Below are 11,751 nucleotides of genomic sequence, written 5' to 3'. Positions count from 1 at the left end.
GGCTCCGGGGCCGGTCCGCTCGGGCAGTGTCGTCGCCGTTCCCTCCGAGCAGCGCCGAAAGGACCCGCGATGGACCCCCTCCTCCTCACCGCCGCCTCCGCCCTCCTCACCCTCCTGATCATCGCGGCGGCCGCCGTCCTGATCGTCCGCTCCGCCCTCACCGACACCGACTCCGAGGACCGGGCGTCGATCCTGGGCGCGGTGGCGGAGGTGGTGAGGGCGCTGCGGGGGAAGCGGTGAGGGCGCGGGGCACGGGTGCGGGCGGCCCGGACCCGCTAACCCCCGCCCACCGTGAAGCCGATCACCGCGCCCCCGCCCTCCCGCCGGTACGCGAAGGGCGCGCCCCCGTGAGCCATCGCGATCTCCCGCACGATGGACAGGCCGAGCCCCGACCCCGGCAGGGAGCGCGCGTCCGCGGCCCGGTAGAAGCGGTCGAAGATGCGGATCAGGTCGCCCTCCGCGATCCCGGGGCCCCGGTCCAGGACCTCCACCCGGACCGTCCCCGGGCGCGCCGGCCCCTTGACGTGGACCTCGATCGGCGCCTTCCCGCCGCGGTCGAACTTGGCGGCGTTCTCGACCAGGTTGGACATGGCCCGCTGGAGCATCCCGGGCCGCCCGTCGGTCGTCGTGTCGCCGCTCACGCGCAGCACGATCTGCCGTCCGGTGCGCCGCGACGCCAGCCCCACCACGTCCTCCGCGATGTCCGCGAGGTCCACCCGCTGCGGCGGCTCGGTGTCGGACTGCCCGGCCGCGAGATCGACCAGCTCGTTGACGAGATCGGTGAGTTCGCGCGCCTCCTGGGTGAGGTCGGCGACGAGTTCGTCGCGGGTGTCGGGGGGTAGTTCGTCGATGCGGCGGAGGAGGGAGATGTTGGTGCGCAGCGAGGTGAGCGGCGTGCGCAGCTCATGGCCCGCGTCCTGGACCAGCCTCCGCTGGTCCTCCTCCGACTGCGCGAGCCGCCCCAGCATCCGGTCGAAGGCCCGCCCGAGCCGCCCCACCTCGTCGAGCCCGGCGACCGGCACCTCGATGCCCAGCCGGCGGGTGCGGGCGACGTCCTCCGCGGCGGAGGTGAGCACCACCAGGCGCCGGGTGATCCGGCGGGCCAGCCACCAGCCGAACAGTCCGGCCGCCACCACCACCGCCGCCATCAGGATCAGCGTCCGCTGCTGGAGCGTGCGCAGCAGGTCCTCGGTGTCGCTGAACTCCTGCGCCACCTGCACCGCGCCCCGCCCGTCGCCGAGCGAGACGGTGGCGATGCGGTAGAGGTCGTCGCCGACCTGCACGTCCTTGTGCTCGACCGCCTTCCCGGCCGACCGCGCGAGCGCCATCGCCCTGTCGCGGGAGGTGACGGGGAGCGAGGGGTCGCCGTGGTCCACGATCTGGCCGTGCGCGCCGAGCACCTGCACATCGGTACGGGCGGGCCGGACCAGGTCGTGGCCGGGCCGGGAGGAGGAGAAGTCCTCCGGCACCATCGTGTGCTGCCGTACCTCGTCCCGTACGTCCTGCACGACCTGGCTGAACACCGACTGCTGGTCGACGCGGACCAGCCGGGCGGCCGAGCCGTACGAGACGATGCCGACGAGGATCGCGACGGTCGCGGTGACGGCGGCGAAGGAGACGGCGAAGGTGGTGCGCAGGGAGACCAGCTTGGGCCGACGCCGAGCGATCATCCGGCGCAGGCGGCCCACTCAGTCCTCCCGCAGCACGTAACCCACACCCCGCACCGTGTGGATCAGCTGCGGGGCGCCGGGCTCGTCCAGCTTGCGGCGCAGGTAGCCGACGTAGACGGCGAGGTTCTTGGAGCCGGGGCCGAAGTCGTAGCCCCAGATGCGGTCGTAGATCGTGGAGTGGTCGAGCACGATGCCGGCGTTGCGCACCAGCAGTTCGAGCAGCTCGAACTCGGTACGGGTCAGTTCCAGCTCCCGTCTGCCGCGCCAGGCCCGGCGGGCCTGGAGGTCCATGCGGATGCCGGCGGCCTCGACCTGCCGGTCGGAGAGCTGGGGCTCGCCCCGGCCGCCGCCGTCGCCGCCGGCCGGTCCGGCCGGAACCGGGCTGGTGCGGCGCAGCAGGGCGCGCAGCCGGGCGAAGACCTCCTCGACGTCGAAGGGCTTGACCACGTAGTCGTCGGCGCCGGCGTCCAGGCCCGCGATGCGGTCGGCGGTCTCGACGAGGGCGGTGAGCATGAGAATGGGGGTGCGGTCGCCCTCGGCGCGCAGCACGCGGCAGACCTGGAGACCGTCGATGCCGGGCATCATCACGTCGAGCACGAGGACGTCCGGCGGGGTCTTGTGGGCCTGTGCGAGCGCCTCGACGCCGTCGGCGACCGCCGTCACCTCGTACCCTTCCAGGGTCAGGGCACGTTCGAGGGCGTGGCGGATGGCACGGTCGTCTTCGGCGAGGAGCACAGTCTGGGACACGCACCCAGTCTGCCAAGGCCGCCGGGGGTTCGGCCGGGGTGGTTGGGCCTACGATCACCCTTTTTACCGGTCTCTCACCGTCGAACGGGCAACCGCGTCCGGTCACCTACCGTCTTCTCACCGAACGGGGGCCTGCTCCCTGGGCCGGGCCCCCAGGGCCGCCAGCTGCTGGGCGAAGGGCACCACCGGCTCCTCCTGGCGCCGCCGCGCCTTCGGCATCAGCGCGGCCAGTTCCTCCGCCGCCCGCTCGATCCGGTCCGGCAGTCCCTCCGCGCCCCAGTCCTCCGAGGCCGCGTAGACGCCGGTCGGGACGACGACGGCACGGAGGTGGGAGAAGAGGGGGCGCAGGGCGTGGTCGAGGACCAGGGAATGCCGTGCCGTACCCCCGGTCGCGGCGATCAGCACCGGCTTGCCGACCAGCGCGTCCTTGTCCAGCACGTCGAAGAAGGACTTGAACAGCCCGCTGTACGACGCGCTGAACACCGGCGTGACGACGATCAGCCCGTCCGCCCCCGCCACCGCGTCCTGCGCGGCGGCGAGCGCCCTGCCCGGGAACCCGCTGGTGAGGTGGTGCGCGATCTCCACGGCGAGGTCACGCAGCTCGATCACCTCGGTGTCCACGGGGGTCCCGCGGTCCACCGCCGCCGAAAGCCGGTCGGCCAGCAGCCGGGTGGACGACGGGACGCTCAGCCCCGCCGATACGACGACGAGCTTCATACGGCACTCTCCTCCTTCTCCTCCGCCGCCTTCGCGGCCAGCAGCGACCGGTGGGTCGGCGCCTCGGGGACATCCGCCGGGCGTCCGACGGCGAACTCCTTCCGCAGCACCGGCACGACCTCCTCGCCGAGCATGTCCAGCTGTTCGAGCACGGTCTTCAGCGGCAGCCCCGCGTGGTCCATCAGGAACAGCTGGCGCTGGTAGTCGCCGACGGTCTCCCGGAACGACAGGGTCCGATCGATCACCTGCTGCGGGGAGCCCACCGTGAGCGGCGTCTGCTCGGTGAAGTCCTCCAGCGAGGGCCCGTGGCCGTACACCGGCGCGTTGTCGAAGTACGGCCGGAACTCGCGCACCGCGTCCTGCGAGTTCTTCCGCATGAACGCCTGGCCGCCGAGGCCGACGATCGCCTGCGCGGGTGTGCCGTGCCCGTAGTGGGCGTACCGGTTGCGGTACAGCTCGACCATCCGCCGGGTGTGCTCGGCCGGCCAGAAGATGTTGTTGTGGAAGAAGCCGTCGCCGTAGTACGCGGCCTGCTCCGCGATCTCCGGCGAGCGGATGGAGCCGTGCCAGACGAACGGCGCCACGCCGTCCAGCGGCCGCGGGGTCGAGGTGAAGCCCTGCAACGGCGTGCGGAACTTGCCCTCCCAGTCGACGACGTCCTCACGCCACAGCCGGCGCAGCAGCGCGTAGTTCTCCACCGCCAGGTTGATGCCCTCGCGGATGTCCTTGCCGAACCACGGATACACCGGGCCCGTGTTGCCACGGCCCATCATCAGATCCACCCGCCCGTCCGCCAGGTGCTGGAGCATCGCGTAGTCCTCCGCGATCTTCACCGGGTCATTGGTGGTGATCAGCGTGGTGGACGTGGAGAGGATCAGGTTCTCGGTCCGCGCGGCTATGTAGCCGAGCATCGTGGTCGGCGACGACGGCACGAACGGCGGGTTGTGGTGCTCGCCGGTGGCGAAGACGTCCAGGCCGACCTCCTCGGCCTTGAGCGCGATGGCGACCATGGCCTTGATCCGCTCGCGCTCGGTCGGCGTGCGCCCCGTGGTGGGGTCCGGCGTGACGTCACCGACCGTGAAGATCCCGAACTGCATGGTCGCTCACCCTCCAAGTTGTTGACGGTTCAACTATATCGCGGCCAACAGTGCCCCCTCGCCGGATATTCCGGCGGCCTCGGAAGGCGTACGCGCTTCCGTCTCCAGCGCCGGCACCCGGTCGTTCGTACGGTCCCGGTCCGCCGCACCCCCGGCCCCCACGGTGTCCACCGCCACGGGCGCCTCCGCGACCCACTCCCGCAGCCGCACGGCACCGGCACCGGCACCGGCGGCCGCTCCCCCGGCAGCACCCCCGTCCCGCACAGCGCCGCCCGCCCGTCCTCCCGCGCCGGGAGCCGGGTCGCAGCGGTTGCCGCCACCGGCCGTCCGGCCCCCGCCCGGCCCGACCCTGCTCCGCCCCGCGGGGCCGGGGCGGCCCCGCACCGCGCGGGCAGCCGCCGCGCGTCCGCCGGCGTCGCCGACGGGACGGGTCCCCGGCGGTACGGGGGTGATCCGGACGTCCACCCGGTCCCCGTCCATGGGTCGCGGTGCCGTGGACGGCGCGATCCGCCTCGGGCCCGGCGGCCGGCACGGCGGTCGTCGGGACCGCCGTACCGATGCGCGCCCCCGCGCCCCCGCCCAGGCGCCCTCCGGCAGGTGAGCGCCCTCCCCCCGGCCGCTCAGGGCCCCCGTGCCAAGCTGCGGCCATGCCGATCCTCCGCTCCGCCGCCCTGTTCGTCCTCGCCGCCGTCCTGGAGATCGGCGGTGCCTGGCTGGTGTGGCAGGGGGTGCGGGAGCACCGGGGCTGGTGGTGGGCGACCGGCGGGGTGCTCGCGCTCGGGGCGTACGGCTTCGTCGCGACCTTCCAGCCGGACGCGCACTTCGGGCGCGTCCTGGCGGCGTACGGCGGGATCTTCGTGGCGGGCTCGATCCTGTGGGGCGTGGTCGCGGACGGTTACCGGCCGGACCGCTGGGACGTCGCCGGGACGCTCGTCTGCCTCGGCGGGATGGCGCTGATCATGTGGGCGCCGAGGAACGGCGGCTGAGCCTCGCCTACATTGGTGGGAGCCCGCCGACCCACCCGAGGAGCAGCCCATGGCCCCGTCCGCCCCATCCGCCGCCTCCCGCATCGCCGTCGTCACCGGTGCGAGCAGCGGAATCGGCGCCGCGACGGCCCGGCAGCTCGCCGCGGCCGGCTACCGGGTGGTGCTCACCGCCCGCCGCAAGGACCGCATCGAGGCCCTGGCCGAGGAGATCAACGCGGCGGGCCACTCGGCGACGGCCTACCCGCTGGACGTCACCGACCGCGCCGCCGTGGACGAGTTCGCGACCGCGTTCCACACCGTCGGCGTCCTGGTGAACAACGCGGGCGGCGCGCTCGGCGCCGACCCGGTGGCCACCGGCGACCCGGCCGACTGGCGCACGATGTACGAGACGAACGTCATCGGCACCCTGAACCTCACCCAGGCCCTGCTGCCCAAGCTGGAGGCGAGCGGCGACGGCGTCGTGGTGGTCGTCTCCTCCACCGCCGGGCACGCCACCTACGAGGGCGGCGCCGGCTATGTCGCCGCCAAGCACGGCGCCCATGTGCTCGCCGAGACCCTGCGCCTGGAGATCGTCGGCAGCCCGGTACGCGTCGTGGAGATCGCGCCCGGCATGGTCAGGACCGAGGAGTTCGCCCTGACCCGCTTCGGCGGCGACACGGAGAAGGCGGCGAAGGTCTACGCGGGCGTGGCCGAGCCGCTGACCGCGGACGACGTGGCGGACACCATCACCTGGGCGGTGACCCGGCCCAGCCACGTCAACATCGACCTCCTGGTCGTCCGCCCGCGCGCCCAGGCCTCCAACACCAAGGTCCACCGGGAGCTGTGATGGCCGAAGACACCGCCGGCACCCCGGCGCCGCTCACCCCCGAGGAGGAGTTCGACCGGCGCCGCCTCGCCCAGGAGAAGCGGGACGAGCGCAAGGTCTGGTACTTCCTCGGCTACTTCCTCTTCGGCATCCACCTGGTGGCGTTCGTCATGATCTACGCCGTACGGCACGCCAAGTAACCGGCTCGCCCGGTCACTTGGCGATGCACGTCGCGGTCACTTGGCGTGGCACGTCGCGGTCACTTGGCGTGGCACGTCGGGTCGTCCACGACGACCGCGTGCGCGGGGATGATCGTGACGTCGTCCTTGTCCTCGGCCTGCACGAACCTGGTCGTGGCGTACGCCCGCCTGCCCTCACCGACGCACTTGGTGGCGAGGTTCCCGAACCCGTCGGGGAAGTTGTAGACCTCGGCGGGCGAGTCCTCCCCGGCGCGGCCCGCCACCGGGGCGTCCGCCTTGCCGCGCTCCTCGTAGTGCTGCCGGGAGCAGCCGCCGAGCAGCAGCGCCGCGCAGAGGCCCGCCACGGCGAACCCCGCGCTCAGCCGGCGCACGCCTTGTCCTCCACGATCTGCACGTTCGACGGACCGCCGGCGTTCGTGGTCACGTACGCCCGGAACCCGTGCCCCACGCACTTCGTGGCCAGGTTCCCGAATCCGTCGGGCATGTTGTAGACCTCGGCCGGCGTGTTGTCGCCCGCCCTGCCCCGCACGGGCGCGTCGCCCTTGCCGCGCTCGTCGTTGTAGCTCTGCGAGCACCCCACGAGCAGCCCCGCCACGACCACCACCAGACCCGCGGCGCGGATCGCCCCGTTTGTGCGCATTCGGCTCATCGGCCGTCCCCTCCCACCCAGTCGGTGCCTGCACCAGGAGGACAGCGGAGGGGGCCGACCCGGTTCCGGCCCCCTCCGTCGGCGCGCCCGCCTCAGCCCTTGACGCAGACGACCTGCTTCAGCTTCGCCACGACCTCCACCAGGTCCCGCTGCTGGTCGATGACCTGGTCGATGGACTTGTAGGCGCCCGGGATCTCGTCCACGACGCCGGAGTCCTTGCGGCACTCCACGCCCCGCGTCTGCTCCTCCAGGTCCTTCGCCGTGAAGCGCCGCTTGGCCGCGTTCCGGCTCATGCGCCGACCCGCGCCGTGCGAGGCCGAGTTGAAGGAACTGTCGTTGCCCAGGCCCTTCACGATGTACGAGCCCGTGCCCATGGAGCCCGGGATGATGCCGAAGTCGCCCGCGCCGGCGCGGATCGCGCCCTTGCGGGTGACCAGCAGGTCCATGCCGTCGTACCGCTCCTCCGCCACGTAGTTGTGGTGGCAGGAGATCTCCGGCTCGAAGAGCGGCTTGGCCTTCTTGAACTCCTTGCGGATCACGTCCTTCAGGAGCGCCATCATCAGGGTGCGGTTGTACTTGGCGTACTCCTGCGCCCAGAACAGGTCGTTGCGGTACGCCGCCATCTGCGGGGTGTCCGCGACGAAGACGGCGAGGTCGCGGTCGACCAGGCCCTGGTTGTGCGGGAGCTTCTGGGCCACCCCGATGTGGTGCTCGGCCAGCTCCTTGCCGATGTTGCGGGAACCGGAGTGGAGCATCAGCCAGACCGCGCCGGTGGTGTCGGTGCAGACCTCCACGAAGTGGTTGCCGCTGCCGAGCGTGCCCATCTGCTTGGTGGCCCGCTCCTGGCGGAAGTGGACCGCCTCGGCCACCCCGTCGAACCGCGCCCAGAACGCGTCCCAGCCACTGGTCGCGAGCCCGTGGAAGCCGCCCGGGTCAACCGGGTCGTCATGCATGCCGCGGCCCACCGGGATCGCCTGCTCGATCTTCGAGCGCAGCCGGGACAGGTCGCCCGGCAGGTCGTTCGCGGTCAGCGAGGTCTTCACCGCGGACATCCCGCAGCCGATGTCCACGCCGACCGCGGCCGGGCACACCGCGCCCCGCATCGCGATCACGGAGCCGACCGTGGCGCCCTTGCCGTAGTGCACGTCCGGCATCACGGCCAGGCCCTTGATCCACGGCAGGGTCGCGACGTTCTGCAACTGGCGCAGGGCGCCGTCCTCGACCGTCGCCGGGTCGGTCCACATCCGGATCGGTACCCGGGCGCCCGGCATCTCCACGTACGACATGACTTCCTCGTCCCCCCGAAAACGACAACAAAAGGCTTGAAAGCAACAAAAAGGAAAAGCGGCGCCAAGGCCGTTGAAAGAGGATCGCGGACCGGCATCCACGGCGGCGCGTGCGATACACATTGTCTCCAGGCCCGCCCCCGCCGCGGCAAGCGAATAACCAGCGGGGACACTGAAGCGACCATCGCGCGCATCCGTCGGAGCGCAGCCGTCGAGAGGAGTCCGCCCGTGCAGCGGAAGGCGTACGTAACCGGCACCGCCGCCCTGCTCGCGGCGCTGCTGGCGGGCTGCTCCGGCGGCTCCGGCGGCTCCGGCAGCGCGGACGACGCCAACCCAGGGGACGCCGGGACCTCCGCGGTGGCCGCCCAGCCCGGCAGGTACCGCACCCTCCCCGAGCCCTGCGGCGCGGTGAGCCACGGCACCCTCGACGCGCTGCTGCCCGGCATCCGGCAGATCCCCGACCCCGACCAGCGGGACAAGGCCTACCAGGGCGAGGCCGAGCTGACGTACGACACCGACCGCAAGGTCGGCTGCCGCTGGAAGGTCGCCTCCACCGACGCCACCGACCGCCTCTCGGTCGACCTGGAGCGCGTGGTGTCGTACGACAACACGGTCAGCGACGACGACCAGGCCCGGCAGCTGTTCGAGCAGAAGGAGACGGCCGCCGACCTCCCCGCGCCGAGCGGCACCCCGCCGGCGACGACGCGGAGCGAGGACCCGAGCGGCACCCCCTCGGGCTCCCCGTCGCCCGGCGCCTCCGCTCCCTCCTCGGCCTCCCCCTCCGGCGCCGCGGCCCCCGAACTCCCGTCGCGCACCCTCTCCGACCTCGGTGACGAGGCGTACCTGGACGACCGGCTCGGTACGTCCGGTTCGACCGCCGCGCAGCGCACGGTGACTGTGGTGTTCCGCACGTCCAACGTCGTCGTCACCATCCAGTACGAGGAGCAGCCGATGGCCGCCGGCGCGGTACCGGACAGCAAGGAATTGCAGGACAGGGCCCGGAATCTGGCCACCGAGCTGGACGACGCGCTGGGCGGCTGATCCACTTCCGCACCCCGTCCGCCCCCGCCCGCGAAGCTCCCGAACGGAAACCGCGCACCTCCTTCACCGCGTACGGTGGGGCCCCGCAGGAACCCGCACGAACACCGAGCGTCATGAGTGAAGGAACCATGCAGCGAGCCATGCGAGACGACCGTGCCCAGCCGGACCGGCAGCGAACCAGGCGTCTGCGCCGTGCCCTTGTCTGCGCGGCAGCCGTTCCCGCGGTGCTGATCACCGCGGCCTGCTCCTCGGACTCCGGCGACTCCAAGCCCAAGAGCGACGGCGCGAGCGCCACGAAGCCGGCGACCGACAGCGCGACGCCGTCCACCGGCTCCTCCCCGACCGTGGCGCCGGCCGCGTACAAGACGCTGCCGAACCCCTGCAAGGCGCTGTCGGCGAAGACCCTGGGCGACATGGTGCCGAAGGCCGACACCTCGGGCAAGAAGGGCAGTTCGGACGATCCTTCGTCCCGTTCCTCCTGCTCCTGGAGCAGCCTGAGCAACAACGGCGTCAAGGGCTCCCAGTTCCGCTGGCTGAACGTCTCCCTGCTGCGCTTCGACTCCGACACGGCCCGCGGCTCGGCCGACACCCAGGCCCACGCGTACTTCACCAACCAGGTCAAGGACGCCCAGTCGGTGGGCGGCGCCAAGAACGCCAAGGTCGTCCCGGTGTCCGGCGCCGGCGACGAGGCGACGTCCGTGCGCTACGACCTGAGCAAGAAGGAGGGCCTCTTCAAGCAGGAGACCATCGTCGCGCGGGTCGAGAACGTGGTCGTCACCCTCGACTTCAACGGCGCCGGTCTCGCGGGCGACAAGACGCCCGACGCCGAGGACCTCGCCAAGTCCGCGGAGAAGGCCCTCAAGGAGGCGGTGGCCTCGGTGTCGTCGGCCAACGGCGGCTCCGCGCCCGGAGGTTCGTCCCAGGGCTCGTCCGCGAAGCCCTCCGGCAGCGCCTCGCCGTCCGCGTCCGCGAAGAAGAGCTGACCGAACGGGCTCGGGCACGACCGGCACCACGTGCGCCGCACACGTGTGCCACCCTGTTGCGCGCAACAACAGGCAACGGGAGGGGAGTACGAGTGGCCGCGCCACCGCAGCTGACTCGGATGCACCGGATACTCATCGGCATGGTCGTGGGCGGTGCCCTGATCATCGCGGGCATCGGCTTCGCCGGTTCGTACGCGGCCGTCCGCGAGCTGGCCCTGAAGAAGGGCTTCGGGAACTTCGCCTACGTGTTCCCGGTCGGCATCGACGCGGGTATCTGCGTCCTGCTGGCCCTGGACCTGCTGCTGACCTGGATTCGCATCCCCTTCCCGCTGCTGCGCCAGACCGCCTGGCTGCTGACGGCGGCGACGATCGCGTTCAACGGCGCCACCGCGTGGCCCGACCCGCTCGGCGTCGGCATGCACGCGGTGATCCCGATCCTCTTCGTCGTCGCCGTCGAGGCGGCCCGCCACGCCATCGGCCGGATCGCCGACATCACGGCCGACAAGCACATGGAGGGCGTCCGGATCACCCGCTGGCTGCTCTCCCCGCTGCCCACGTTCCTGCTGTGGCGCCGCATGAAGCTCTGGGAACTGCGCTCCTACGAGCAGGTCATCAAGCTGGAACAGGAACGCCTCGTCTACCAGGCCCGCCTGCGCTCCCGCTTCGGCCGCGCCTGGCGCCGCAAGGCCCCGGTGGAGTCCCTGATGCCGCTGCGCCTGGCGCGCTACGGCGTCCCGCTCGCGGAGACGGCCCCCTCGGGCCTGCTGGCCGCGGGCATCGAGCCGGTGCTGCTGCCGCCGGCGCCCGCGACGCCGCAACTGACGGCGGCGATACCGGCGGGGGCCGCCACGGACCCGGCCACCGCCACACCGGCCCCCGCAACGAACCCGGCCACCGCCGCCCAGCCCCCCGCCACGGACCCGGCCACCGCCGCGGCAGCCCCCGTCGCGGCCCCGGCGGGTCCGGCCGCCGCGGCGGCCCCCGCCGCCGCTCCCGCCCCCGCGCACGCCGCTGCCGCCCCCGCGCCTCACGGCGCCCGGCACCCCGAAGGCCCCCCGCCGCAGGAGCAGAGCCCCTGGTTCCAGGCTCCGCGCGAGGTCGAGTACCACGGCGGGTACGACCCCTCCTTCGAGCCGCCCCCGGACCCCCAGTACGACCCCGAGGAGCAGTACGAGGACTGGTACGAGGGTCAGCCCCCGGAGCGGTTCCAGCAGCCCTCCCCCGAGGAGACCGGCAGCTTCCCCATCCCCGTCGGCCCGAACCGCACCCGCGAGCTGGGCGAGGGCGGTGGCCTCCCCGCCACCGAGCCGGACGAGGACGCCTACTACCAGGTCTTCCGTCAGTCGATAGACGGCAGCTACCCCACGCCCCACATCCTGGGCGAGAACATCCAGGCGACGTACGGCACCCAGCTCAGCCCCGCCGAGCTGAAGAACCTCACCGCCCGCTTCCAGCAGCGCCACTCGGCGGAACTGGAGGAGGACCACATCGCCTGACGCTCCGTGGGCCGCTCCCCGGAGCGGCCCACGGGGCGCCACGGAGGACACCCCCCTCCACACCCCCTGGCCAA

14 protein-coding genes are annotated in these 11,751 nt (G+C 72.6%); 7 read left to right on the top strand and 7 right to left on the bottom strand.

Translation table 11 applies throughout. The features are described from left to right. Positions 1 to 69 precede the first annotated feature (69 nt). Positions 70 to 240, top strand: coding sequence for a hypothetical protein (locus QSK45_RS30610; protein ID WP_285562139.1), 171 nt, complete (start codon positions 70 to 72; stop codon positions 238 to 240). 35 nt (positions 241 to 275) lie between these two features. Here QSK45_RS30610 and QSK45_RS30605 read toward each other — a convergent pair whose 3' ends face one another. The 4 genes from QSK45_RS30605 to QSK45_RS30590 all read right to left on the bottom strand — a co-directional run bounded on the left by QSK45_RS30605 (position 276) and on the right by QSK45_RS30590 (position 4,231). Further along, the gene (locus QSK45_RS30605) at positions 276 to 1,670 is read right to left on the bottom strand and encodes a sensor histidine kinase (RefSeq protein WP_395483520.1); all 1,395 of its coding nucleotides are present in this window, start codon (positions 1,668 to 1,670) and stop codon (positions 276 to 278) included. 18 nt (positions 1,671 to 1,688) lie between these two features. Then, entirely contained in the window at positions 1,689 to 2,405 is a 717-nt protein-coding gene (locus QSK45_RS30600) for a response regulator transcription factor (protein WP_285562264.1), read from the bottom strand. A gap of 129 nt (positions 2,406 to 2,534) precedes the next feature. Next, entirely contained in the window at positions 2,535 to 3,134 is a 600-nt protein-coding gene (locus tag QSK45_RS30595) for an FMN reductase (protein WP_285562137.1), read from the bottom strand. Beyond that, entirely contained in the window at positions 3,131 to 4,231 is a 1,101-nt protein-coding gene (locus tag QSK45_RS30590) for an LLM class flavin-dependent oxidoreductase (protein ID WP_285562136.1), read from the bottom strand. The genes QSK45_RS30595 and QSK45_RS30590 overlap by 4 nt, the downstream gene beginning before the upstream one ends. Before the next feature lie 647 nt (positions 4,232 to 4,878). Between QSK45_RS30590 and QSK45_RS30585 the strand changes: the two genes are divergently transcribed. Genes QSK45_RS30585 through QSK45_RS30575 form a run of 3 tightly spaced genes read left to right on the top strand, consistent with a single transcriptional unit; the run spans position 4,879 to position 6,222 of the window. Continuing rightward, a complete protein-coding gene (locus tag QSK45_RS30585; protein WP_285562135.1) occupies positions 4,879 to 5,217 on the top strand; it encodes a YnfA family protein in 339 nt (112 codons plus the stop codon). Between the two features lie 49 nt (positions 5,218 to 5,266). Beyond that, positions 5,267 to 6,043, top strand: a complete 777-nt coding sequence (locus QSK45_RS30580) for an SDR family NAD(P)-dependent oxidoreductase (RefSeq protein WP_285562134.1) — start codon at positions 5,267 to 5,269, stop codon at positions 6,041 to 6,043. Further along, positions 6,043 to 6,222: a hypothetical protein gene (locus QSK45_RS30575; protein ID WP_285562133.1), complete on the top strand. Its 180-nt coding sequence runs from the start codon at positions 6,043 to 6,045 to the stop codon at positions 6,220 to 6,222. Before QSK45_RS30580 ends, QSK45_RS30575 begins: the two co-directional genes overlap by 1 nt. 59 nt (positions 6,223 to 6,281) lie before the next feature. Here QSK45_RS30575 and QSK45_RS30570 read toward each other — a convergent pair whose 3' ends face one another. The 3 genes from QSK45_RS30570 to QSK45_RS30560 all read right to left on the bottom strand — a co-directional run bounded on the left by QSK45_RS30570 (position 6,282) and on the right by QSK45_RS30560 (position 8,157). Further along, positions 6,282 to 6,593: a hypothetical protein gene (locus QSK45_RS30570; RefSeq protein WP_285562132.1), complete on the bottom strand. Its 312-nt coding sequence runs from the start codon at positions 6,591 to 6,593 to the stop codon at positions 6,282 to 6,284. Continuing rightward, entirely contained in the window at positions 6,581 to 6,871 is a 291-nt protein-coding gene (locus QSK45_RS30565) for a hypothetical protein (RefSeq protein ID WP_285562131.1), read from the bottom strand. The genes QSK45_RS30570 and QSK45_RS30565 overlap by 13 nt, the downstream gene beginning before the upstream one ends. A 92-nt stretch (positions 6,872 to 6,963) precedes the next feature. After that, a complete protein-coding gene (locus tag QSK45_RS30560) occupies positions 6,964 to 8,157 on the bottom strand; it encodes an RtcB family protein (RefSeq protein WP_285562130.1) in 1,194 nt (397 codons plus the stop codon). A gap of 228 nt (positions 8,158 to 8,385) precedes the next feature. Between QSK45_RS30560 and QSK45_RS30555 the strand changes: the two genes are divergently transcribed. The 3 genes from QSK45_RS30555 to QSK45_RS30545 all read left to right on the top strand — a co-directional run bounded on the left by QSK45_RS30555 (position 8,386) and on the right by QSK45_RS30545 (position 11,677). Then, on the top strand, positions 8,386 to 9,198 hold the full coding sequence (locus QSK45_RS30555) for a DUF3558 domain-containing protein (RefSeq protein ID WP_285562129.1): 813 nt from the start codon (positions 8,386 to 8,388) through the stop codon (positions 9,196 to 9,198). Between the two features lie 140 nt (positions 9,199 to 9,338). Next, the gene (locus tag QSK45_RS30550) at positions 9,339 to 10,181 is read left to right on the top strand and encodes a DUF3558 domain-containing protein (RefSeq protein ID WP_285562128.1); all 843 of its coding nucleotides are present in this window, start codon (positions 9,339 to 9,341) and stop codon (positions 10,179 to 10,181) included. Positions 10,182 to 10,300: 119 nt separating this feature from the next. Continuing rightward, positions 10,301 to 11,677 (top strand): DUF2637 domain-containing protein, encoded by a 1,377-nt coding sequence (locus QSK45_RS30545; protein ID WP_285562127.1) that lies wholly within the window; start codon positions 10,301 to 10,303, stop codon positions 11,675 to 11,677. Positions 11,678 to 11,751 lie beyond the last annotated feature (74 nt).

Source organism: Streptomyces hygroscopicus subsp. hygroscopicus (genome assembly GCF_030269125.1).
Taxonomy (GTDB): Bacteria; Actinomycetota; Actinomycetes; order Streptomycetales; family Streptomycetaceae; genus Streptomyces; species Streptomyces hygroscopicus_C.
This window is presented reverse-complemented; position numbering and strand designations above follow the sequence as displayed.

Bases quoted from the DNA above. Each gene is read 5' to 3' on its own strand.
- QSK45_RS30550 (WP_285562128.1), top strand. From the start codon at position 9,339: ATGCGAGACGACCGTGCCCAGCCGGACCGGCAGCGAACCAGGCGTCTG.
- QSK45_RS30595 (WP_285562137.1), bottom strand. From the start codon at position 3,134: ATGAAGCTCGTCGTCGTATCGGCGGGGCTGAGCGTCCCGTCGTCCACC.
- QSK45_RS30590 (WP_285562136.1), bottom strand. From the start codon at position 4,231: ATGCAGTTCGGGATCTTCACGGTCGGTGACGTCACGCCGGACCCCACC.
- QSK45_RS30605 (WP_395483520.1), bottom strand. From the start codon at position 1,670: ATGATCGCTCGGCGTCGGCCCAAGCTGGTCTCCCTGCGCACCACCTTC.
- QSK45_RS30580 (WP_285562134.1), top strand. From the start codon at position 5,267: ATGGCCCCGTCCGCCCCATCCGCCGCCTCCCGCATCGCCGTCGTCACC.
- QSK45_RS30565 (WP_285562131.1), bottom strand. From the start codon at position 6,871: ATGAGCCGAATGCGCACAAACGGGGCGATCCGCGCCGCGGGTCTGGTG.
- QSK45_RS30560 (WP_285562130.1), bottom strand. From the start codon at position 8,157: ATGTCGTACGTGGAGATGCCGGGCGCCCGGGTACCGATCCGGATGTGG.
- QSK45_RS30575 (WP_285562133.1), top strand. From the start codon at position 6,043: ATGGCCGAAGACACCGCCGGCACCCCGGCGCCGCTCACCCCCGAGGAG.
- QSK45_RS30610 (WP_285562139.1), top strand. From the start codon at position 70: ATGGACCCCCTCCTCCTCACCGCCGCCTCCGCCCTCCTCACCCTCCTG.
- QSK45_RS30585 (WP_285562135.1), top strand. From the start codon at position 4,879: ATGCCGATCCTCCGCTCCGCCGCCCTGTTCGTCCTCGCCGCCGTCCTG.
- QSK45_RS30545 (WP_285562127.1), top strand. From the start codon at position 10,301: ATGCACCGGATACTCATCGGCATGGTCGTGGGCGGTGCCCTGATCATC.